Source organism: Haloechinothrix aidingensis (assembly GCF_013450155.1).
GTDB lineage: Bacteria > Actinomycetota > Actinomycetes > Mycobacteriales > Pseudonocardiaceae > Haloechinothrix > Haloechinothrix aidingensis.
Genome location: NZ_JACCKD010000004.1, coordinates 238163 through 259222, shown reverse-complemented (window position 1 = coordinate 259222; position 21060 = coordinate 238163). Strand labels below are relative to the sequence as shown.

Annotated in this window: 19 protein-coding genes; 6 read left to right on the top strand and 13 right to left on the bottom strand. The window is 71.8% G+C overall.

Features of this window, described 5'->3' with window-relative positions; translation table 11 throughout:
• Positions 1 to 50 precede the first annotated feature (50 nt).
• From H0B56_RS12675 to H0B56_RS12625, 11 genes are all read right to left on the bottom strand, one after another.
• Positions 51 to 686, bottom strand: coding sequence for a dienelactone hydrolase family protein (locus tag H0B56_RS12675; RefSeq protein WP_180893224.1), 636 nt, complete (start codon positions 684 to 686; stop codon positions 51 to 53).
• 38 nt (positions 687 to 724) lie between these two features.
• Entirely contained in the window at positions 725 to 2368 is a 1644-nt protein-coding gene (locus tag H0B56_RS12670) for a thiamine pyrophosphate-binding protein (protein ID WP_180893223.1), read from the bottom strand.
• 33 nt (positions 2369 to 2401) lie between these two features.
• Positions 2402 to 3190 (bottom strand): SDR family oxidoreductase, encoded by a 789-nt coding sequence (locus H0B56_RS12665; protein ID WP_180893222.1) that lies wholly within the window; start codon positions 3188 to 3190, stop codon positions 2402 to 2404.
• 8 nt (positions 3191 to 3198) lie between these two features.
• On the bottom strand, positions 3199 to 3966 hold the full coding sequence (locus H0B56_RS12660) for an SDR family oxidoreductase (RefSeq protein ID WP_180893221.1): 768 nt from the start codon (positions 3964 to 3966) through the stop codon (positions 3199 to 3201).
• Positions 3966 to 4778, bottom strand: coding sequence for an alpha/beta fold hydrolase (locus tag H0B56_RS12655; RefSeq protein ID WP_180893220.1), 813 nt, complete (start codon positions 4776 to 4778; stop codon positions 3966 to 3968). Before H0B56_RS12655 ends, H0B56_RS12660 begins: the two co-directional genes overlap by 1 nt.
• Positions 4775 to 5557 carry an aspartate dehydrogenase domain-containing protein gene (locus H0B56_RS12650; RefSeq protein ID WP_180893219.1) on the bottom strand — a complete coding sequence of 261 codons (783 nt, stop codon included), beginning with the start codon at positions 5555 to 5557 and terminating at the stop codon, positions 4775 to 4777. Before H0B56_RS12650 ends, H0B56_RS12655 begins: the two co-directional genes overlap by 4 nt.
• On the bottom strand, positions 5554 to 6486 hold the full coding sequence (locus H0B56_RS12645; protein ID WP_180893218.1) for a VOC family protein: 933 nt from the start codon (positions 6484 to 6486) through the stop codon (positions 5554 to 5556). Before H0B56_RS12645 ends, H0B56_RS12650 begins: the two co-directional genes overlap by 4 nt.
• A gap of 21 nt (positions 6487 to 6507) precedes the next feature.
• On the bottom strand, positions 6508 to 7578 hold the full coding sequence (locus H0B56_RS12640; RefSeq protein ID WP_180893217.1) for an aromatic ring-hydroxylating oxygenase subunit alpha: 1071 nt from the start codon (positions 7576 to 7578) through the stop codon (positions 6508 to 6510).
• Positions 7575 to 7805: a recombinase-like helix-turn-helix domain-containing protein gene (locus H0B56_RS12635; RefSeq protein ID WP_180893216.1), complete on the bottom strand. Its 231-nt coding sequence runs from the start codon at positions 7803 to 7805 to the stop codon at positions 7575 to 7577. Before H0B56_RS12635 ends, H0B56_RS12640 begins: the two co-directional genes overlap by 4 nt.
• A gap of 100 nt (positions 7806 to 7905) precedes the next feature.
• Positions 7906 to 8859 carry a PDR/VanB family oxidoreductase gene (locus tag H0B56_RS12630; protein ID WP_180893215.1) on the bottom strand — a complete coding sequence of 318 codons (954 nt, stop codon included), beginning with the start codon at positions 8857 to 8859 and terminating at the stop codon, positions 7906 to 7908.
• Between the two features lie 34 nt (positions 8860 to 8893).
• Entirely contained in the window at positions 8894 to 9415 is a 522-nt protein-coding gene (locus H0B56_RS12625) for a cupin domain-containing protein (protein WP_180893214.1), read from the bottom strand.
• A gap of 263 nt (positions 9416 to 9678) precedes the next feature.
• Here H0B56_RS12625 and H0B56_RS12620 point away from each other — a divergent pair, with 263 nt between their 5' ends.
• Positions 9679 to 11190: an aldehyde dehydrogenase family protein gene (locus H0B56_RS12620; RefSeq protein WP_180893213.1), complete on the top strand. Its 1512-nt coding sequence runs from the start codon at positions 9679 to 9681 to the stop codon at positions 11188 to 11190.
• A 24-nt stretch (positions 11191 to 11214) separates the two neighbouring features.
• Here H0B56_RS12620 and H0B56_RS12615 read toward each other — a convergent pair whose 3' ends face one another.
• Complete coding sequence (locus H0B56_RS12615) at positions 11215 to 12354, bottom strand: class I SAM-dependent methyltransferase (RefSeq protein WP_180893212.1); 1140 nt, start codon at positions 12352 to 12354, stop codon at positions 11215 to 11217.
• Between the two features lie 101 nt (positions 12355 to 12455).
• Between H0B56_RS12615 and H0B56_RS12610 the strand changes: the two genes are divergently transcribed.
• The 3 genes from H0B56_RS12610 to H0B56_RS12600 all read left to right on the top strand — a co-directional run bounded on the left by H0B56_RS12610 (position 12456) and on the right by H0B56_RS12600 (position 17628).
• Positions 12456 to 15461 carry a BTAD domain-containing putative transcriptional regulator gene (locus tag H0B56_RS12610; RefSeq protein WP_180893211.1) on the top strand — a complete coding sequence of 1002 codons (3006 nt, stop codon included), beginning with the start codon at positions 12456 to 12458 and terminating at the stop codon, positions 15459 to 15461.
• A 424-nt stretch (positions 15462 to 15885) separates the two neighbouring features.
• Positions 15886 to 16461 carry a hypothetical protein gene (locus H0B56_RS12605; RefSeq protein WP_180893210.1) on the top strand — a complete coding sequence of 192 codons (576 nt, stop codon included), beginning with the start codon at positions 15886 to 15888 and terminating at the stop codon, positions 16459 to 16461.
• Between the two features lie 210 nt (positions 16462 to 16671).
• Complete coding sequence (locus tag H0B56_RS12600) at positions 16672 to 17628, top strand: type IV toxin-antitoxin system AbiEi family antitoxin domain-containing protein (RefSeq protein WP_180893209.1); 957 nt, start codon at positions 16672 to 16674, stop codon at positions 17626 to 17628.
• 88 nt (positions 17629 to 17716) lie between these two features.
• Here H0B56_RS12600 and H0B56_RS12595 read toward each other — a convergent pair whose 3' ends face one another.
• Entirely contained in the window at positions 17717 to 17947 is a 231-nt protein-coding gene (locus H0B56_RS12595; protein ID WP_180893208.1) for a hypothetical protein, read from the bottom strand.
• A gap of 506 nt (positions 17948 to 18453) precedes the next feature.
• Here H0B56_RS12595 and H0B56_RS23250 point away from each other — a divergent pair.
• Positions 18454 to 20004: an HD domain-containing phosphohydrolase gene (locus tag H0B56_RS23250; RefSeq protein WP_180893207.1), complete on the top strand. Its 1551-nt coding sequence runs from the start codon at positions 18454 to 18456 to the stop codon at positions 20002 to 20004.
• Between the two features lie 68 nt (positions 20005 to 20072).
• Positions 20073 to 20906 (top strand): alpha/beta fold hydrolase, encoded by an 834-nt coding sequence (locus H0B56_RS12585; RefSeq protein WP_180893206.1) that lies wholly within the window; start codon positions 20073 to 20075, stop codon positions 20904 to 20906.
• Positions 20907 to 21060 lie beyond the last annotated feature (154 nt).

Sequence of the window (21060 nt, the reverse complement as noted above, 5' to 3'; positions counted from 1 at the left end):
CGCCCCGCAACAACACGCGGGCGCTGCGCGGGTGGTACGGAACCAGGCGGTCAGATGCCGGATCTCCGGAACGCGCTCTCCACGAAGTGCACGGCCTCGTCCTCGGCGGGGTCGGCGTCCTGGTACGGGGCCCCGGTCCCGGCGACCGCCAGCCACGGTGTCCGGGCGGCCGCGGTGAGCTCATCCAAGGGGCGCGCACCGGGTTGCGGGGTCGAATGCCACGGCCGCACTCCGGCGGCGGCGGCCAACTCGTGCTCACATGCGGCCCGGGCAGCCAGGTATCCGCCGGAGCCGAGTCCGAGCAGGGCTGTGCCCGTGGCCGGGATGCCGCACCGCCGGTGCACGTAGTCGAGCGCGCCCGCGACATCGTCGGACAGCCGCGCCAACGGCAGCGTCGCGAGCGTATCGGCGGCCTCCTCGGCCGTGCCGGTGAGCACGCGACCACCTGTGTCGTGGTAGAGGATCGGCGCGACCGCGAGGTGGCCACGCCGTGCCAGTTCGCGCGCCGCGCGTTCGGCCGGATCGGTCAGCCCGGAGACGTCGTGCAGCACGATCACCGCGGTGGATGCGACGGTTCGGGGGAACCGGACGAACACGGGAGCCGCGGTGTCCAGAACCCGCCGTCTCCGGTTCGGCGGGCCGTGCGCGTGGTGGTGCGGTGCGCTCACGTTCGGGGCGTGCGTCACTACGGCCTCCTCGGGAACCTGGGACGGAGCGGGTCGGGTCAGGAGTCGTCGGGCACGTGCACCGGGGGCACGAACGGCACCGGTGTGGGGCCGAGCGCGGTGACATCGACCTCGATCACGGACGGTCCCCGGCGGTCCAGAGCGTCTGCCAGGGCGTCGGGAAACTTCTCGACCCTGTTCACCAGGGCATGCGGCAGGTCAAGGGACCGGCACAACCGGCCGAAGTCCGGGGTGAACAGGTCGACCCCGCTGCTCCGGCCGCTGTGCGCCTGCTGCATGTTGCGCAGCACCCCGTAGCCGCCGTCGTTGAACACCAGCAGCACCAGCCAGGGCCGCTCCTGGGCCAGCGTCGCGAGCTCGCCGAGATGCACGGCCAGGCCACCGTCGCCTGCGATGACCGCGGTCGGTGTGCCGGGCCGCTGGATCGCCGCGCCGATGCCGGTGGCAAGCCCCTGGCCGATGCCGCCGCCGACGGGGAACAGGTTCGTCTCCGGCCGGTAGATCTCGAGCAGCCGGTTTCCCCACTGGCTCGACGGGATCGTCACGTCCCGGGCGATCGGTGCCTCGCGCGGCAACCGGTCGCGCAGCTCGTCACAGATCACCGCGTACGGGCCGATCGCCTCCCGTAGCTGCTCGCGCACCGCGTTCCGTGTCTCGACGACGCGGCCGCGCCAGGCGGGCTCCGGTGCCGGTGGTCGCTCGTCGAACCGCGCCAGGATCGCCGAGAGCACCACATCGGACGGTCCGTGCAGCCCGACGGTCGCCGGGTAGACGCGGCCGATCGCGTCGGCCTCGATGTCGACCTGGATGTGGCGCTGCGGGAGCTGGAGGGCGTAGTGCTGGGTCTCGTTGGAGCGGAAGTGGGTACCGACCGAGAGCAGCAGGTCCGCATCGGCCAGCAACCGGGCACCTTCGGCGCTGGTGGCGAAGTTACCGACGACCAGCTCGTGGTCCTCCGGCAGGCTCCCGCGCCCGGAGTTGCTGGTGAACACCGCGGCACCGGTGCGTTCGGCCAGCTCGCGCAGCTGCTCGCGCGCGGCCGTCGCACCGCCTCCGGCCCAGATGGCGGGCCTGCGTGCGGCGGCCAGCGCCGAGGCCGCGAGTTCGACCGCGTCCGAGGCCGGGGCGGGGTGCGTCGCGATGGGTTCCGTGGTCGCCGCCGCGCGGTTCTGACGGGCGTACTGCAGGTCGATCGGCCATTCCACGCTGGAAGGGCCGGTGGGCGTCGTCAACGCCGAGGCGGCGGCCTCGCGCAGCACCTTCCCGGCGCCTGCCGCCGAGGTGACGGTGGCGGCGTACTGGGAGACGGCGGTGAGCATGCCGAGCTGGTCGGTGGTCTCGTGGATGACCCCGCGCCCCTGTCCGAGGTACCCGATGTCGATCTGGCCGGTGACGTGCAGGACCGGGCTTCCCGCCGTGCGCGCCTCGACCATGGCTCCCGCGGCGTTGCCGGCGCCGGTGCCCGTGCTGGTGATCGCCACACCGAGCCCGCCGCGGGAGCGCGCGTAGCCGTCGGCGGCGTTGACGGCCGCGGCCTCGTGCCGCACCGGGACGAAGCGCAGCTGCTCGGCCACGGCCTCGACGAGCGGTAGGTTGTGCACGCTGACGACACCGAACGCGGTGTCCACCCCGTGCTCGCGCATGAGGCGTACCAGCAGGTCGCCGCCTCGGGACTCCGGCATGGGTTCGATCCCTTCCGCTCGATGTGAGGCTTCCTAGACGTAGCGGGCGATGCCGCCGCCGACGTCGACGGACGTTCCGGTGATGTAGGAGGCTCGCGGGGACAGCAACATGAGTACCGGGTGTGCGACCTCCTCGGCCGTACCCAGCCTGCCCAGCGGGATACCCCGGTCGCGCGCCAGCTCCGCCGACCACTCCTGCCAGCTCAGCGGCGAACCGGACTGCTCGTAGCGCAAGCGCCACTGCCCGGTGTCGATCAGGCCGAGGCAGACGGAGTTGACCCGGATCCCGTCCGGAGCGTACTCGGTGGCCAGTGTGGACGACAGGTTCAGCAGCGCGGCCCGTGCCGCCGACGTCGCTGCCAGTTCGGTCTCGGGTTGCTTGGCGAGGATGGCGTTGATGTTGACCACGGCCGGGCTGTCCGAGCGCCGCAGCCACGGCAGGGCGGCCCGCACCGTGTGGAGCACGCTGAATACCTTCAGGTCCAGCTCGTCACGCCACTGCTCGTCACTCGTGTCGGCGAGCCGGGCAAGCAGCGACCGGCCCGCGTTGTTGACCACCCCGTCGACGCCGCCGAGCGCGTGCGTGGCCCCCTCGATGAAGGTCGCCACGGCGTCGCTGTCGAGGACGTCGCACGCGGCGGTGTACAGCAGGGCGCCGTCGGCGCGGGGGACGCCCGCGAGCGCGGCATCCAGCCGGTCCGCGTCGCGGGCGCAGGCTGCCACGTGCGCGCCCTCGGCGAGCAGCGCGGACGCGGTGGCCAGGCCGACGCCGGAGCTGGCACCGGTGACGACGAAGGTGCGGTTGCCGAGCCCGAGATCCATGCGTACTCCTAGGTGAAGACGAAGCCGCCGTTGACGACGAGAGTCTGACCGGTCATGTAGGACGCGGCATCCGAGAGCAGGAAGGTGACCGTGCCGACGATGTCGTCGGCCTGCTGTGGACGGTCCAGTGCCCGGTTGCGCGCGTAGAGCTCGTGCCGCTCGCGGGGCACGGCCTCGGTGGCCTCGACCTCGGTCAGTCCAGGAGCCACCGCGTTGACGGTGACCCCGTCCGGACCGGCGTCGCGGGCCATCGCCCTGGTCATCGCGATGACCCCACCCTTGGATGTGACGTAGTGCGACAGGCGCGGCGAGCCGTAGAGGGCGGCATCTGAGGCGAGGTTGACGACGCGGCCCTTGCCGGATGCGGCGAGCTGCGGGTACAGCGCCCTGGCGACGAGCCACGGGCCGCGCGTGTTGACCGTCATGATCCTGTCCCATTCGGACACGGCGATGTCCGCGAAGTGCTTTCCGCCGACCCCGTCGGCGAGTGCGGCGTTGTTCACAAGGCCGTGCACCGGACCGGTCGCCGAGGCGCGCTCGGCCAGCCGCGTAACCGAGTCCGGGTCGGCGACATCGGTGTCGACGCGCGTCACCATGGTGCCCCCGGCGCGCAGGTCACGCTCGGCGCGGCAAGCGATGTCGGGGTCGCGTTCGGCGAGAACCACCGAACCACCTGCCGCGCCGATACCGCGGGCGATGGCGTAGCCGAGGCCCCTGCCCGCGCCGGTGACCACGAACCGCCTGTCCCGCAGGCCGTCCGTTCCCGTGTGCGACATCAGTGACCTCCCGCCGGTGCTCCGGTGTCCACGCTCGCGAGGAACCCGGTGAGGATCGCGTTGAACCGCCCGGGGTGTTCCTGGTTGGCGGCGTGCCCGCCGCCGAGCACGCGTAGTGTCGCACCGGGGATGCGGCGGGCCAGCTCCTCGCTCTCCGCGATGCCGGTGACCCGGTCCTGCTCGCCGACAACGACGAGGGTGGGCACGGCGATGCCCGCCAGCTCCGCGGTGTGGTCGATCTCGGCCATGGAGCCCACTGCCGCGGCGTAACCGGTCTCTCGCAGCCCACTCATGATCGTCACGACCCGCTCGACTGTGGCGGGGTCCGCGCCCGGCGCGGTCAGGTTCGGGCCGCGCCTGCGGGCGAACTCCACGGCTCCCAGCGTGCGCAGCGCCTCCGCGCGCTGCCGCATGCGCGCCGCCGCCTCGTCCGAGCCGCCGGAACCGCGTGTGGAGTCGGCAAGCACCAGCGAGCGCACCCGGCCGGGGTGGCGAAGGGCCACCCGGGTGGCGATCACCCCGCCCCAGGACACGCCCACCAGGTGGGCCCGGTCGACGGACAGCTCGTCCAGGATCCCCGCGATCCGGTCGGCATAGCCCGCCATACCGGAGGGAACCTCGTCGGTGGAGCCCCCGTAGCCGGGGGCGTCCCAGGCCAGGGCGCGGTGGGCCGGGGCGAGGGCGGGGAGCTGATGCTCGAACGACGCGCCGGACCCACCGATGCCGTGCAGCAGGAGCACGGCGCTGCCGCCTGCTCCCGCCGAGCGCAGCCGCACGCCGCGTGCCGTGATGAGCGTGTCGCTCGTGGTCATCGGAACACCCCTCGTGGGTTGGCGAGCCCGCCGATCGCCGACAGCACGGCGTACGGCACGATCCGGCTGCTCGTCGGCGTCCGCGGGGACGGGTGATTGTTGATCTCGAACCGGTAGGTACCTGCCGGTCCCTCGGCGGTGATCACGTGCGAGGTCCGTGCCGCGCCCGGGTCGGCCACCACGGCTGCTTCGACGGTGTCCCACGCCCCGACGGCCAGCGCCACCGACGCGGCCACGTTGGCGGACGCGGGGAACGCGGCCGTGACCGTGCGGGCCGGAGCGCGCAGCACCTCGACCGGGGCGTCGGCCTCCCGGAGCCGGTTGGCCTGTTCCTCCGGCATCCACGGCTGGACGAGGCCTGCCGGCTTCTTGGTAGTGACGATCTCGACCGACTCGAGCGGGCCCATGGCGGCGGCCGCGGCGAGCAGGTCGAGCCCGCCGATCGCCCCTGTAGACAGGTGCACGGCCCCCGGCCCCGCGGCGAGCAGCGTGTCGAGCAGGTGCTGGTCGGCCAGCGCGCCCACGGAGACGACCAGCAGGTCGCGGCCCGCGTCGAGCACGCGTGGCCCGAGCGCGGCCAGTGCCTGCTGACCGGCGCATTCGACGACGAGCTCGGACTCGGCGACGAGCTCGTCGAACGGCAACACGGGCACGCCGTCCGGGTCGGCCGGATCGGAGTGGGCCACGCCGGTCAGCCGCACGCCGGGGACAGCGCCCGCACGCAGCCGGGTGGCGACCACACTGCCGATCGACCCCGCTCCGATCACGCCGACCTTCATCCGTACCACCACGCGGTGTAGCCGGGATCGGGAACTCCGGCCATGTGGGTGCGTACGTCCTTGGATGGCGGGCCCGCCGTGCCCCACAGGTCGGACAGCTCGGGCGTGCGCCGCCACACGCGGCACAGCCAGGCGTCCTCGACGACCTGTTCCACCTCGGAGGTGTACTCGCACACCAGGCCGCCGGGGTCGGCGAAGTAGCTGAAGGTGTTGTTGCCGGGGCCGTGCCTGCCCGGCCCCCACAGTGGGGTGATCCCGTGATGCCGGAGCCTGCCGATGCCGCGCATGAAGTGGTCGATGGAGGGCATCTCGTAGGCCACGTGGTTCACCGAGGGAAACGGCGCCTGGTTGAAGGCGATCACGTGGTGGTCGGAGTTGCAGCGCAGGAACGCCATCTGATGCTCGGACCAGTCGGACACGCGCATGCCGAGCACGCGGGTGTAGAACTCGCAGACGGTGTCGATGTCGGCGGTGTTGAGCACCACGTGGGCGAGCTTGCGCGGAACGGCCGGATGCCCGTCCGGGTCATCGGGGACGACAGCCTCGACGTCGGCGGTGAGCTCGACCAGCCTGCCCTCCGGGTCGCCGAACCGCAGGCCGTACCCGCCGCCGACCTGGTCGAGCTTGCCCGGCTCGGTGACCAGCGCGATGCCGTGCGCGTCGAGCCTCCGTGCGGCCTCGTCGACCTCGGCGGGGGTGGCCACCGAGAACACGATCTTGCCGAGCGCGTTCTGCGCGGCCTGCTGTAACTGCAGCACGTGGTGCTCCGGTCCGGTGCCACGCAGCCACGTGGCGCCGTGTTCCTGCTCGACGGGGCGCAGGCCCCAGACCTCGTGGTAGAACTCGGCCGACTCGGCGCAGTGCGTGGTACGCAGCGCCACCGAGCGCAGCGACCGTAGCCGCGCTATCGGGGGGTGGTGTTCGGGCATGGTCTGCCTCCGGTGAGTGAGTCAGCGGGCGGTGGCTGCGGCGGTCCGGCCGCGGTTGCCACCGCGTTCGGAGAGGGTTTCGGCCTGGCGCGCGGCCTCCGCCTTGAGTTTGCGCCGCATCCGGACCAGCGCGATGTCGTGCTGGTAGAGGTTCTCGCGCTGCCAGGCGTCCGCGGGCATGACCTCGGCCATGGCCCGGTCCTGCTCCAGTACCCGCCAGTGCCTCGCTTCCAGGCGGTGTTTGTACAGGAACCGCCAGCTGTCCCGTTCCCAGCCGGTGACCTTGCGGCAACGCCAGAAGAAGCCGGCGTGCTGGGTCGCGTTGATCGCGGTGAGGGTGGCCACGATCGTGAACGAGCCGCCGGGACCCGCGGTGTCGGGGTAGGGGATGTCCAGTGTCACCGCCTGGAGGCCGGTGTCGGTCCACTCCACCCAGTCGAAGTTGACGTCGCGCTGGTCGGTCTTCTCGAACACGAAACCCGTGTCGGTGTCGCGGATCTGGAACTGCGCCTCGCGCCTGCCTCCGGACATGGTGTGGCTGTTGCGGTGCAGGAACGCTCCGTGCATCGGGTCGAGGAGGTTGTCCAGCGAGTAGAGGTACGGGCAGTCCCACTCCACGTAGCACAGGAAGTGCTCCCAGTCGCCGCCGGCGATGGGTTCCGGGAGTCGCAGCGGCGGGGGACCCTCGTCGTCCGGCTCGTCCAGGCCGAACCAGGCGAACACCGCGCCCGCGTGCTCGGCGGCGGGGAAGGTGCGCAGGGCCCGGCGCCCCTCGAGCGAGCATCCCGGGCTCCCTGGCACGGACACCACCACGCCGTCGGCGTCGACCTGGACGCCGTGGTAGTTGCAGGCGAGCCGGTCACCCATGTGCACACCGAGGGACAGGCGCGCACCCCGGTGGGGACACCGGTCCTCCTGGACGTGCACCGTGCCCGCGGCGTCGCGCCACAACACCAGCTGCTCACCTGCCCGCACGAGGCGCGTGAGCTCCCCGGCGCGCACATCGGTGGAGGGGCACAGGGCGTACCAGTGATCACGCAACCCGAGGCTGACGAGATCCTCGGCGGTGCGCGGGGTCGAGGGCGCCGTCATGACTGGACCTCCTTTGCGCCGAGCTCGGCGAGCTGGGCGGTGAATGTCGTTTCGGTCCATTCCCGACCGTCCGGCGGGCGCACCCCCGACTCGTTGAGGGCGGCGACCACTCCGGGCAGGTCGTGGATGCCGCGGCCGTAGATGGCCTCGAGCTCGTCGGCGAGCGCGTCGGCATAGCTGGCTGTGCGGGCGGTCCGGCTCTGTACCGGTTGCAAGCGCAGGGTCATGGGACTCCTTACCTTTCTGCCCGGCGCCGGGGCTGTCGTGGTCGCACCCGGGGTCCGAGGGGCTCTGCTGGCATGTTCATGACGGACCAACCGCCGGCCACTAGCCGACATCGAGGACGAGTTCGGGGGAGTGGCACCGGGAGACGCAGACCAGCATGGTGCAGTTTCCTGCCCGCTCGTCCTCGCTGAGCACCGAGTCGCGATGGTCCGGCTCGCCGTCGAGCACGGGGGTCTCGCAGGTGCCGCAGACGCCCTCCCCGCAGGAGGAGGGCACGTCGATTCCCGCGCCGTGCAGGGCGTCGAGGACCGAGGTGCCCGGCTCGACCCGCAGCCGGGTCCCGGAGCCCGCGCAGATCACGTCGAATCCGTCGTCGGACCCGCCGGCTGGGGTGTCCTCCGTGGGGCGGAACCGCTCGACGCGCAGGTCCACCCCCTCGGGCAGTGCGTGCTCGACCGCGCTGATCAGCGGCTCCGGGCCGCAGCAGTACACGGTGGTTCCCGGGTCGACGGCCGCCAGCCGGGTGGCGATGTCGCATGGGCCGCCGTGCTCGTCGTCGGCGTGCACGGTGAGCTGCTCCTGCCCGAGCCGGGTGAGCTCGGGAAGGAATGCCATCCGTTCCCGTGACGTGCCGCAGTAGAGCATGTGCCAGGAGCCCGCGCGGGCGGGGTCGGCCGCCAGGTCGCGCACCATGGGCAGCAGCGGCGTGACACCGATGCCGCCCGCGATGAACAGGTACTTCTCGCTGCCGGTCAGCGGGAAGTTGTTCCGCGGGCCGTCGACCTCGAGCACGGTACCGGCGGTGAGGCGTTCGTGGATCCACGAGCTGCCGCCGCGCGAGCGCGGCTCCCGGAGCACCGCGACCGTCCAGCTCGCGTCGTCGGCCGGGTCGCCGCACAGCGAGTACTGGCGGACGAGGCCGTTGGGAAGACGCAGCCCGATGTGCGCACCGGGTTCCCAGGACGGCAGCGCCGCGCCGTCGATATGGCGTAGCACGACCTGGACGACTCCCGACGCGACCCAGGTCGTCTGGTGTACCTGCACCTTCGTGGTCATGATGTACTCACCGGTCCGCGGGTGGCTGGTGGGCTCAGTTCCGCTGCACGCCGTGCATCGGCGAGGTCGGGGGGTAGGTGGGCAGCTCGGGCCGTTGCGCGCCGATGATCACGCAGAACAGCGCGTCGGTGTCGCCGACGTTGCGCAGGCTGCGCGGCACCCCCGCGGGGACCCGGATCAGGTCGCGGTAGCCGAGTACGCGGCTGGCCGTCTCGGTGCCGTCGTCGCTGTCGTGCACGGTCACCTCGAGCGTTCCCTCCAGGACGAAGAAGACCTCCTCGACGTCGTGATGGGTGTGCTCCGGGCCGATCGCGCCGACGGGCAGCCGCATGTTGGAGAAGGTGAAGTTCTCCGAGGGCAGGATGCGGTTGTCGGTGTCGTGGTCGCCTGTCGCGCCGGACCCGATGTAGCGGATCTGCGCGCGTTTGAACTGCTCACCGGCCTGCGCCTGGAACCCGAGGGTGTCCCAGTCCTCGTCGCGGGTGTCCCTGCTCGCGATGCAGCTGTCGATCAGCTGGTTCAGCGCTTCGGTCGTTGCGGTCTCGGTGGGGCTCATCCGGTCAGCACCTCGCACTCTGGCATGTGAATAAATCTTAGCGATAAATGAACTACTGCTAAGTGTTATAGCATCGACCGCGGCAGGGTGCAACCAGGTGAGGTCCGCGCGTGGAGCGTTGTTGTCTCGCAGGTCAACTAGCATCTCGCGGGTGTTTCGTTCGCGGGTGTCCCGGTGCTGGTCAGCGAGCGGTTATTCCCGCGCGCTGGCCAGGTAATTCTCTTACTGCTAAATTAGTTCTGGTGGAAACGAGGAGGCTTCACGTGAGCGCGAGCAGCACGACGAGCGGCGCGGGGACCCGGCGGGCCGAGGACATTCCGGTCGCGGGTCAGTGGCGCGCGGGCGGGGGAGAGCGGCTGCGGTGCGTCGACCCGGCTAGCGGGCGGGTCATCGCCACCGTCGCGGGAGCCGATCCCGCGGATGTCGATGCCGCGGCGCGCTGCGGAGCCCGGGTCGCCGCGGAACCAGGGTGGCGCGACATGCTGCCCCATGAGCGCGCCCGGTTACTCGCCCGTGTGGCGGAGCTGATCGAGCGGGACCGCGAGGAGCTCGCGCTGCTGCAGACCCGCAATACCGGCAAGACGCTGACCGAGACCCGCGCGCTCGTCGCCAGTGCCGCCGGCACGTTCCGGTTCTACGCTGCGGCGCTGGAGACCAGTGAGGGCGTGGTGACCCCGCCGCGGGGTCAGCACCTCGCGCTGAGCGTGCACGAGCCGATCGGCGTCGTCGGTGCGGTGACGCCGTGGAACTCGCCGATCGCCAGTGACGCGCAGAAGCTGGCACCCGCGCTGGCCGCGGGCAACGCCGTGCTGCTCAAGCCCGCGGAGGTCACGCCACTGGTGTCCCTGGCGCTGGCGCGGTTGCTCGAGGAAGCCGGGCTGCCGCAGGGGCTGGTGTCGGTGCTGCCGGGGCCCGGTTCGGTGGTCGGTGACGCGGTGGTACGCCATCCCCTTGTGGGGAAGGTGTCCTTCACCGGCGGCACCAGCACCGGCCGGGCGATCGGCCGGGTCGCCGCCGACAAGGTCATGCCGCTGAGCACCGAGCTCGGCGGCAAGTCACCCACGATCGTGTGCGCCGACGCCGATATCGACCAGGCGGTCGCTGGTGTGCTGTTCGGCATCTTCTCCTCGAGCGGGCAGAGCTGCGTCGCGGGCTCCCGCATATTCGTGCACGAGGAGGTCTATGCGGAGTTCACCGACCGGTTGGTGGCGGCGGCACGGCAGCTGCGTGTCGGCCCGGGCACCGATCCCGCGACCCAGGTCGGGCCGCTGGTGACCGCGGCCCACCGCGACCGGGTCGCAGCCATGGTCGACCGCGCCCGTGAGGAGGGCGCCGAAGTGCTGTGCGGTGGTCACATCCCCGAGACGGGCAGGCTGGGCTCGGGAGCCTACTACCTGCCGACCCTCCTGGCAGGTCTTGCCAACGACGCCAAGACCTGCCAGGAGGAGATCTTCGGTCCCGTCGGTGTGGTGTTGCCGTTCGGCGGGGAGGACGATCTGGTGGCCCAGGCCAACGACACCGTCTACGGTCTCGCGTGCGGCATCTGGACCAGGGACTACCGCACCGCCTGGCGGCTGGCCCGGCGCATCGAGGCGGGCACCGTGTGGATCAACACCTACAAGCAGTTCAGCATCGCCACTCCCTTCGGTGGCACCAAGGCCAGTGGTGTGGGCGTGGAGAAGGGGACAGAGGGCATCAAGGCCTACATGCGGCAGAAGAGTGTCTACTTCGGCCTCGACCCGGACCCCATCCCGTGGGCGGGCCTGCAGGGGTAGGCACGGCTGCTGCCTCCCACATCCCTACGGCCTGCAGATGTAGTAGGCGTTCTGCGGATCGTGGTCGAGGGTGTGGATCTGGACGTCGGTGAAGCCTGCCGACTCGAACATCGCGCGGGCCCGCTCGCGGCCCCACATCGCGCCCAGGCCCGCGCCGCCCCGTGCCAGGGACACCGTCATGCAGTGCAGGCACGAAAGGGTGTAGAGCAGCGGTCCGAGCGGGTGCTCGCGATCGCCGTGATGGGTGCTGCTCGCGTCGATGTCCTGGGCGAGGTAGACACCGTCCTCGGCGAGGGCGTGGCGGATGCCCCGCACCACCGCGGACGGGTCGGCCTGGTCGTGCACGGCGTCGAAGGTGGTGACGAGGTCGGCCGAACCCGCTGGTTCGACCTCGGCCAGGCGCGCGGCATCCTCCACGGAGAACGAGACGTTGCCGAGCCCGCGCTCGGCCGCGGTGTCGCGGGCGTAGGCGATCGCCTCCGCGGAGAGGTCGTAGCCCACGAACGTGCTGCGCGGGAACCAGCTCGCCATATCGTTGAGGGCCCGGCCCCGGCCGCAGCCGACGTCGATCACGCGGATGCCGTCGGTGAGCCGTTCGGTGAGCCCCGGTACGAGCGGGAGGATGTGCTCGCGCAGCGCCGAGAGGACGGTCTGCGCGCTGTCTTCCTCCATGACCTCGTGGAAGCGGCCGAACTCCGCGTAGTCCACGCCACCGCCGCGGTGGAAGCACTCGACGATGCGGTCCTCGACCCCGCCGAGCAGCGGGATGTACTGGGCGAAGGCGGCGAGGTTGTCCCCGCCGGAGACGCGGGTCAGCAGCTGGGCGTGCTCGGCGGGCAGCGTGTATGTGCCGGTGTCCGGATCGTGCTCGACGATCGCCCCGACGGTCATCGCTCCCAGCCACTCGGTGACGTAGCGTTGGTTGAGGCCCGCGTGCTCGGCGATCGCCTCGATACCGGCGGGACCGGTCTCGGCCATGGCGTCGAGCAGACCCGTGCGGTGCCCCGCGGAGAGCATCAAGGACAGGGCCCCGTGGTTGAGTATGTCGACGACCCGCTCCTCGAAGTCGGCGACCCGTTGCTCGTCGACGGCGCCGCTCGGCTGAACCGTCCCGGTCGCATGCTGCTCGTCCGTGGTCCCGGCGCTGGTCGCTGCGGTACTCATGCGTGCCCCTTTCTCTCGTTCGGGTGTGTCGGCTACAGGGTGCGCGGTCGCGCTTGCGGCTCGGTTACAGATGGCGTACGCGTCAGGAGTGTCGAGCTAGGGTGGTCGCGAGACAGGCCGGAACCGCCGGCAAGGGCGAACTCGGGAAGCGGGCGCGGGTGATGCGGCTACGGGTCCTCGGGTCACTGGAGGCCGACCGCGAGGGAACGGCGGTCGCCCTCGGCAGCAGCCGCCAGCGGGCGCTGCTGGCCGCGCTGCTGGTCGATGCGGGCAGGGTGGTTCCCGTCGAGACGCTCGCGGCGGCGCTGTGGGGCGATCACCAGCCCGCGGACCCGCGTAACGCGATCCAGACGTACGTGGCGCGGCTGCGTGAGGCGCTGGGAAGCGAGGTTCGCCTGGTCACACGCAGCCCCGGTTACGCACTCCACGTCGAACCCGACCAGGTGGATGCGCTGCGATTCGAGCGGCTGCTCGCGCGCGCGCAGAAACAGCGCGCGCAGCCGCCCCTCGCGCGGGAGCTGCTGGACGAGGCGCTCGGGCTGTGGCGTGGCACGGCGTACTCGGAGTTCGCAGGCGGATTCGCGCGGGGCGAGTCGTTGCGGCTCGCCGAGCGCAGGCTGGTCGCCATCGAGGAACGCGCGGAAGCGCGCATCGCGCTCGGTGAGCCGCGCGAGGCGGTCGCCGAGCTCGAGGCGCTGCTTGTCGAGCACCCCTTGCGGGAACGGTTCGTCGAGCTCCTCATGCGTGCGCTGGCCACTGTGGACCGGCAGGCCGAGGCGCTCGCGACGTACCGCGGCTACCGGGAGCGCCTCGCCGACGAGACCGGGCTGGACCCGTCCCCCTCACTCGACGACTTGCACGGCCGGATCATGCGAGGCGAGCTCGCCGGATCGGCGGCAGGGCCGGCAGCACGGCAGGAGCCGGACACACGTCGGCCTGTCGCGGAAGCGGCACCCGCGGTGCCGGTCGCGACCACGTCGCTCGTGGGGCGTGAGCACGAGATCGCCGAGGCGCGGACCGCGCTCGACCGGCATCCTGTCGTCACGCTCACCGGCCCGGGTGGTGTCGGCAAGACACGGGTCGCCGCCGAGGTCGCGGGCGCGGTGCACAGCGAGGCACGCTACGAGGTGGCGTGGGTCGAGCTCGCCCCGGTGTCCGACCCGGCTGCCCTCGACCACGTTCTCGCCTCCGCCACCGGCGTCGACGTGTCCGCGGGGCCGTCGCCGCGGGCGGCCCTGCTGCGCGCGCTCGCGGCCCGCACGCTGGTCCTGGTGCTGGACAACTGCGAGCATCTGCTGGACGCGATCGCGTCGGTCGTCGACAAGGTGCAGCAACGGTGCCCACGGGTGCGGGTGCTGGCGACCAGCCGCGAACGGCTCGCCATCGAGGGTGAGCAGGTGCAGCCGATAGCTCCGCTGTCCACCCGCACCGCTACCGGCGGTGCGGACCGCGCCGATTCGGTGCGGCTGTTCCTCGACCGCGCGGCGTCGGTCACCGGGGGGAGCGACCTGTCCGACCGGCTGCCCGCGGTGCGCGAGATCTGCCTGCAGCTGGACGGGCTGCCGCTCGCGATCGAGCTGGCCGCCGCCCGTACCGCCTCGCTACCGGTCGAGGACCTGTGCGCCGCGTTGCGGGACGGCGCGTCGGCCACCGTCGGTTACCGGCGCAGCGAGCCGGGACGGCACCGCACCGTCGGTACCGTCGTGGAATGGTCCTACCAGCTGCTCGACGCGGGTGAGCAGCGCCTGTTCGAGAGGCTCAGCGTGTTCGCGGGTGCGTTCACCCTGGACCAGGCCCATGCCGTGAGCGGCGCCGACGTGCAGAGCCGGACGGTGACCGTCGAGCAGGTGGCGGCACTCGTGGAGCGCTCGTTGCTCAGCCACGCCGAACCGGCGGGAGGAGATCACCGGTACCGGATGCTGCGCCCGGTGCGGCGGTTCGCCCGGGAGCGGCTGGTCGAGCACGGGGGGCTCGAGACGACCCTCGACCGGCACGCGGCCGTGCTGACCGAGTACGCCGAACGAGCAGCGGGTCCGCCGATGACGGACGAGGGCCGGCGCAGGCTGGACGCCTCGCTCGACGACCTGCGCGAGGTGCGGCGCCGCGCATGGGGGACCGGTGATCTCGCGTTGCTGGGCCGGCTCGTGGCGGCGCTGTACCGGTACTCGTACTGGCGAACGGTCGCCGAGCTCGGCGTATGGGCCGACGAGGCCCTCACGATGGCGGGGGCCGACAAGGAGCCCACGGCTCCCCAGATGCACGCGGCCGCGGCGGCCGCCGCGTGGATGCGGGGCGATCTCGAGCGCGCACAGCGGCTCGCGACGCGCGGCGCCGGGCTCGGCGCCGGACCGGATGACCCGGCGCGCACGCTCGCCTACGAGGCGCTCGGTGACGCGGTCTTCTTCGAAGGGCGACTGCCCGAGGCCGAGGCCGCCTTCGGTGAGGTCGTCCGGCTGTCGACGCTCAGCGGTGACCCCGACGGCGAGACGCTGGGGCGTACCAGTGTCGCCATCGTGCTGGCCTGCATGGGACGCGTTCCCGACGCGGTTCGGGAGGCGGACGCCGCGGGCCGCGCAGCCACCCGGGCCGGACCCACGGCGCAAGCCTTCGCGCGTTACACGCAAGGCGAGTGCCGCGCCGAGACCGCACCAGGGGACGCCATGGCTCTGGCCGACGAGGCCGCCGCGCTCGCGCACGACTGCCAGGCATGGTTCGTGGAGGGGGTCGCCCGGCTCACGGCAGCCAGCCTGCGGGGCCGCCACGGTGAACCCGCGCGCGCCGTGCCCGCCTACGCGGACCTGCTCCGGCACTGGCGCCGCAGCGGACACTGGACCCAGCAGTGGACCACCCTGCGCAACTTCGTCGAGCTCCTCGTGCGGCTGGCCGCCGACGAACCGGCGCTCGTCATCGCGGGGGCGGAAGCGCACGAGACGGCCAAACCGAGCTTCGGGGTGGAGTTCGACCGGTTGAGCGAGGCCCTCTCCACGGCTCGCGCCCGCCTGGGGGAGCAGCGGTCCGAGGAGGCGTTCCGGCGAGGTCAGCGAATGGACCGAGACGACGTCGTGGACTTCGCGCTGGATACGTGCGCCGAGCTGTCGGGCCGGTGAACGCTCCCGCGCCCCGGCGCGGTCGATCTCCAGGGCCACGCCCCGATGTGCTGGCGCCCTGATTGCCTGATTCGGGCGGTTTCGCGGCACCTTCCACTCGGTGTCCACACTGGTCTGTACCCCCAGCGCCCTGTCCCGAGGCGCGACGGACGCGCTCGGCGCGCAGGCAGGCGAGGCCAGGCCGGCCGCTGTGGTCGGTGATGCCGCCTCACCCGCTTCCGCAGGGCGACCGAGACTCTTGCGTTCATGGTGCTCGAAGCGCGGCCGTGAGGCCGGCCCGTCGCAGGGACCCCGACCGGCCCCCCGACTGGGCCCCTGCCGGTAGGCCCACCACGTGCCCGGTTCACCCGGCACAAGTGGCACTGCCGGCAGGGATCGTTCGGGATGTGTGGCGTGTGAGTCCTGGCTGCGGTACGACAGGGGTATGTCGCCACACGACGAGGCCGGCCCCGCACGCGGCGTGGCTGCATCCGGTGCAGACACGCGCCCGCGCGGTGAGCTCGCGACCTCGGCCCATGGCTGGTTGCGCGTGCAGCTCGCGGTCGTCGGCTTCGTCGGGCTGTGCGGCGCCCTGTGGGCCACCGGAGAGCCGGCCGGACCGGCGTGGTTGCAGTGGCTCGCCGCGGCGCTGGCCGTGCTGGCCGTCGTGCTCGGCGGCTCGGCGATCTTCCTGGTTGCGCGGGTGGCGTACCCGGTACGGGAACCGGATCTCGCTGCGGGGCCGGGCGACGACGCGCGGTCCCGGATGTGGGGCCGCCTCCGCGGCGGTGTCCGCCTGAGCCTTCTCGCGTTACTGCTGGTCGTTGTCGCCACCCTGACCGCATGGTGGCCGGATACCTCCGGCGGTGGAGCGGTCGAGGTGCGCGACGCCGGCGGTCAGGCATGGTGCGGCAGGCTCGGGGACGCACCGACCGGTGCGGTCCGGGTGAACACCGCCGACGGCCCGGCGGTGATCCCGCTCGAGCGGGTCGCCGCGCTCCGCGAGGTGGACAGCTGCTGAGGTTGCCGCGGACGGGCGGCAAGCACCTGCCGTGTCGTGCGGTAGTGGGCATCGGTGGCGCAGCGAGCCACCCGTGCCGTTGCCGGCACCGACCCTGCCGGTACGCCCACCACGTGTCCGGTTTGCCCGGTATAGGTGACACTGCGCGCAGGGTCCCCGATCTGTGTCGTACCTCCGGCATACCGTGCTTTCCGACGAGGGGAGGACATCGTGCCCGACGCAGCAACGCCCTTCACCGTGGCCCAGGCGCGTGCGGCAGGCTGCGATAGAGCGGCCATCCGGCGTGCGCTGCGTAGCGGAAAGTGGGTCGCGCTGCGGCGTGGGATATATATCGAGGCAGCGCGGCTCGCCGCTGTGGCGGGGTGCGCGGAAAGGCGCCATGCCATCGACGTGGCGGCGGTGCGGCTTGTCCTCGGCTTCGACGCGGTGGCTGGCGGGAACTCCGCCGCCCGGATACTCGGAATCGAGCTGCTCACCCCACATTCCTCGGAGCCCGTCCTGCTGACCGATGCACCGGCGGTGAAGGGCACGCACCGCAACGGCTACGTGCTGCGTTCGGCGGCGCTACCGGGCCACCACCGGGCGACCAGACACGGCGTCCCGATCACATCCGCCGCGCGCACCGTGGTGGACCTGGCGCGAACGCGGTCCTTCGCCGATGGTGTGGTGGCGGCGGACTCGGCACTGCGGAAGGGTCTGGTGTCGATCGCCCAGCTGCGCGCTCTGCTCGGGGAGTGCTCGACGTGGTCCGGTACGACTCGGGCACGCCGGGTGGTCGGCTTCGCCGATCCGCTGGCCGAGTCGGTGCTGGAGTCGCTGTCCCGGATCGCGATACACGAGCAGAACCTGCCCGCACCACGCACCCAGGTCACGCTCGGCGATGATCATGGCCCGCGCTGCCGCGTCGACTTCCTGTGGGACGACGTCCGCGTGGTAGGGGAGGCTGACGGGCTCGGGAAGTATGAGCCGGGTTATGGCCGCTCCGCACGTGATGTGCTTCGTGCGGAGAAGCGCAGGGACGAGTGGCTCGCCGACGCGGGCTACGAGGTGCTGCGCTGGGGTTGGGAGGACGCAAACGACCCGCCGCGGCTGGCACGGCGGCTCCGGGCGGCCTTCTCGCGTGGGGCCGAGCGGCAGCGCGGTCGCCAGCAGCCCGGCGCGGCGTGAGTTGATCACAGACCCTGCCGGTACGCCCACCACGTGTCCGGTTTGCCCGGTATAGGTGGCACTACGCGCAGGGTCGCGCCGGTGGTGCTCAGTGCGACGCGACTACGGGCATGGCCGATGCCGACAGTCGCGCTGCGCGGTCCCGGATGCGCCCGGCCAGTGCCAGCTCCGTCTCCCGCTCGGTGACGGTTCGTGCTTCCTTCGCGAGCCGGTTGTGTACCGTGGCGACCTTCTCGAAGTAGCCGGCCAGCTGTTCCTCGCTCGCGTGTGGGCCGGGGCGCCCCAGTACGAGGCAGGTCAGTTCGGACAGCGTGCTCATCGGGCGAGCCTGCGGAGTCGTCGGGGGGAGCATCAGATCCTCCTCTCTCGGGCCGGGCTCCGGACTCCGGTAACGGTGCGGCCGATACCCGTCCGGGAATCGAATGTCTCGAGCATGCGGTGGGCCGGGCCGTACCGGCATCGGGAACGTCCCCCTCGTACAGGGGGGCCGGTGGGGGATCGGGTTTCGCGGCAGCCGTCGGCCCGTTCTGCCTGACCGGGCTCGCGGCCGGGATCCGTACACCGGCTTCCGCCGGCCATGCGCTCCGACAGCTTCCCGGACGCCCCGGCGCGATGATGGCCGCCAGGACGGTGACGACGCAGCTCGGCTACCTCATCGGCGGCGTGGTCGGGGGAGCGGTGATCACCGACCCTGCTCGCGGACCCGGAACGTGTCCGCTACGCCCGAGCCCGTTGGTTCTTTCAGCAGGGTCCCCGCCGGTCGGAACGACCACGGGCAGCCATCCGGTCATTTCGGATCAACGTTCTCAGGAGGAAGCTGGGAGGATGTCGGTGCGACTGGCGGAGCTGTTGACGGGACTGTCGCGGCTGGGTGATCTGGGCTTCGGGCTGCAGGCCGGTGAGTCGCTGCGTTCGTCGGCACTCGCTGCCGTGCTGGGCCGCTCGCTGGACCTGCCGGACGACGACATCCGGGCGGCGATGTACACGGGACTGCTGTTCCACGTGGGGTGTGTCGGCTACGCGCACGAGACCGCGCGGGTGTTCGGGAACGAGTTCGTCGTGAACATGGCCGCGGAGCAGTCCAATCTGGCGGACCCGCGGGACGTCGCGGCGACGATCGTTCCGGCGGTGACACGGGGTCGCCCGCCGCTGCGGCGGGTACAGCTGGCCGTCACCTCGCTCACGAGGGGAAAGCGTTTCGGCGCCGCCTACGACACCGCCTCGTGCGAGGTCGGGCGGGACGCGGCGCGGCGCCTCGGCCTGCCCGACGGGGTGCAGCACAGCATCTACCACTCCGCCGAGTGGTGGAACGGAGGCGGCTCGCCTGCCGGTCTGGCAGGCGAGGCCATCCCTGTCGCGGCCCGACTCGCCATGCTCACCGGCATCGCGGTGCTGTTCGACACCATCGGTGGGGTCGAAGCGGCAGTCGACGCGGTACGCCGCCGCGGCGGCGGCATGGTGGATCCGCACCTCGCCGAGCACTTCACCGGCCGGGCGGCGGCGCTGCTGGGCAAGGTCAACGCCACCGACCCCCGCGACCTGGTGCTGGAGGCCGAGCCCGGACCGGTGGTGTCGGTACCCGAGTGGCGGTTGGTCGACATCGCCGGGGTGTTCGGCGACCTTGCCGACCTCAAGACGCCGTACACGCACGGGCACTCGCGCGAGGTGGCCGCACTGGCCCGCGCGGCCGGGCAGGGGCTGAACCTGGGCCCGGACGAGGTCGCCGACCTCGAGGTGGCGGGACTGCTGCACGATGTGGGCCGGGTCGCCGTCTCCACCACCATCTGGGAGAAACCGGACCGGCTCAGCGCGCACGAGTGGGAGCAGGTACGGCTGCACGCCTATCACTCCGAGCGGATCCTGTCGGGCTCGGACCAGCTGGCACCCCTCGCGCGGCTGGTCGGGACGCATCACGAACGGTGCGACGGGAGCGGCTATCACCGTGGTTGCGCGTCCACCGAACTCACGATGGCAGCGCGGGTGCTGGCGGTGGCCGACGCCTATCAGGCGATGACCCAGCAGCGGGCGCACCGGCCTGCGCTGGCGCCCGAGCAGGCCGAGCAGCGGCTGCGCGACGACGTGGCGGGCGGCCGGCTCGACGCGGATGCCGTGGCCGCCGTGCTGGCCGCGGCCGGGCACACGACCGCGGCGGTCCGGCGGGAGCTACCCGCGGGATTGACCAACCGTGAGGTGGAGGTGCTGCGGCTGGTCGCGGGAGGGTGCAGCAACAAGCGCATCGCCGAGCGGCTGGCGATCTCCAGGCGCACGGCCGAGTTCCACGTGCAGCGGATCTACACGAAGATCGGCACGTCGAGCAGGGCGGCGGCGGCCATGTTCGCCATGGAGCACGACCTGCTCGACGGCCAGGACCGGTAGTTCTACTGATCCGCGCTCCGCCGCGGCCGGTGCAGGCTCGGGAAGAACCCACCGGGAAGGAGCCGCACATGGACACCTGCCGCATTCACCGAGCCATTTCGGCCGACGGCACTGAGATCGCCGGACGTGTGCACGGCCACGGACCGCCGCTCGTACTCGTGCCGGGCGGCCCGGCCGACGGCGAGACCGCCTGGCCGGCGCTGCTTCCGCACCTGTCGGAGCACTTCACCTGCTACGCGATCAACACGCGTGGCCGCGGCCTGAGCGGAGACCACCCCGACCACTCGCGCGAGCGCCTCGTGGCCGATGTCGTCGCGTTCGTCGAGAGCATCGGCGACGAGGTGCTGCTGTTCGGCCACTCGGCGGGCGGGACCCACGCCCTGGAGGCAGCGGCACACACCTCGGCGGTCGGCGCGCTCGCGCTCTACGAGCCGACGCTCACCGAGCTCGCCGACGAGAAGGTGCCCGCACGGTTCTCGGACGCCTTCGCCCGGGTACGCCGTGCCGTCGACGAGGGGAGACCGGCCGACGGGGCCTGGATCTTCCTCGAGGAGCTTGCCATGGCCAACGACACCGAGCGGGCGATTCTCTCCGAGGTGGACGCGGTCCGGGAGATGGCGCCGCTCGTCCCCGTCGTCCTCGAGGAACAGGAGCAGTCCGGCCTTCCCCGGCTCACCGACCTCGCGCTACTCGAACGGGTCACGATGCCGGTGCTGCTGCTGCACGGCTCGCGGACCAACCCGTTCTACACCGGGGTGGTGACCGACCTCGCCGGGCGAATCGCCGACTGCCGGGTACGCGAGATCGCGGGCGTCGGTCACCTCGGGCCCGAGATCGAACCCGAGCCGGTCGCTGCCGAGCTGGTGCGTCTCCGCGAGGCTTCGGGCCTGCGACACGGCTGAACCGTCGCGGGGCGTCCGGGGCGCCAGTGCCAGCTGCTCGTAATGAGCACATCATGGTTCGTTATCTCTGAGATCGACACGGTCGACCGGAGCGCTTCATAGCTGCATGTCACAGGGTTTGAGTGTGCCATCTTCACGTTAATAACGATAATTT

Excerpts from the sequence above, each read along its gene's own strand:
- H0B56_RS12660 (WP_180893221.1), bottom strand. The coding sequence starts at position 3,966 with ATGTCGCACACGGGAACGGACGGCCTGCGGGACAGGCGGTTCGTGGTC.
- H0B56_RS12640 (WP_180893217.1), bottom strand. The coding sequence starts at position 7,578 with ATGACGGCGCCCTCGACCCCGCGCACCGCCGAGGATCTCGTCAGCCTC.
- H0B56_RS23250 (WP_180893207.1), top strand. The coding sequence starts at position 18,454 with ATGTCGGTGCGACTGGCGGAGCTGTTGACGGGACTGTCGCGGCTGGGT.
- H0B56_RS12605 (WP_180893210.1), top strand. The coding sequence starts at position 15,886 with ATGTCGCCACACGACGAGGCCGGCCCCGCACGCGGCGTGGCTGCATCC.
- H0B56_RS12655 (WP_180893220.1), bottom strand. The coding sequence starts at position 4,778 with ATGACCACGAGCGACACGCTCATCACGGCACGCGGCGTGCGGCTGCGC.
- H0B56_RS12630 (WP_180893215.1), bottom strand. The coding sequence starts at position 8,859 with ATGACCACGAAGGTGCAGGTACACCAGACGACCTGGGTCGCGTCGGGA.
- H0B56_RS12665 (WP_180893222.1), bottom strand. The coding sequence starts at position 3,190 with ATGGATCTCGGGCTCGGCAACCGCACCTTCGTCGTCACCGGTGCCAGC.
- H0B56_RS12650 (WP_180893219.1), bottom strand. The coding sequence starts at position 5,557 with ATGAAGGTCGGCGTGATCGGAGCGGGGTCGATCGGCAGTGTGGTCGCC.
- H0B56_RS12615 (WP_180893212.1), bottom strand. The coding sequence starts at position 12,354 with ATGAGTACCGCAGCGACCAGCGCCGGGACCACGGACGAGCAGCATGCG.
- H0B56_RS12625 (WP_180893214.1), bottom strand. The coding sequence starts at position 9,415 with ATGAGCCCCACCGAGACCGCAACGACCGAAGCGCTGAACCAGCTGATC.
- H0B56_RS12645 (WP_180893218.1), bottom strand. The coding sequence starts at position 6,486 with ATGCCCGAACACCACCCCCCGATAGCGCGGCTACGGTCGCTGCGCTCG.
- H0B56_RS12585 (WP_180893206.1), top strand. The coding sequence starts at position 20,073 with ATGGACACCTGCCGCATTCACCGAGCCATTTCGGCCGACGGCACTGAG.
- H0B56_RS12670 (WP_180893223.1), bottom strand. The coding sequence starts at position 2,368 with ATGCCGGAGTCCCGAGGCGGCGACCTGCTGGTACGCCTCATGCGCGAG.
- H0B56_RS12635 (WP_180893216.1), bottom strand. The coding sequence starts at position 7,805 with ATGACCCTGCGCTTGCAACCGGTACAGAGCCGGACCGCCCGCACAGCC.
- H0B56_RS12595 (WP_180893208.1), bottom strand. The coding sequence starts at position 17,947 with ATGAGCACGCTGTCCGAACTGACCTGCCTCGTACTGGGGCGCCCCGGC.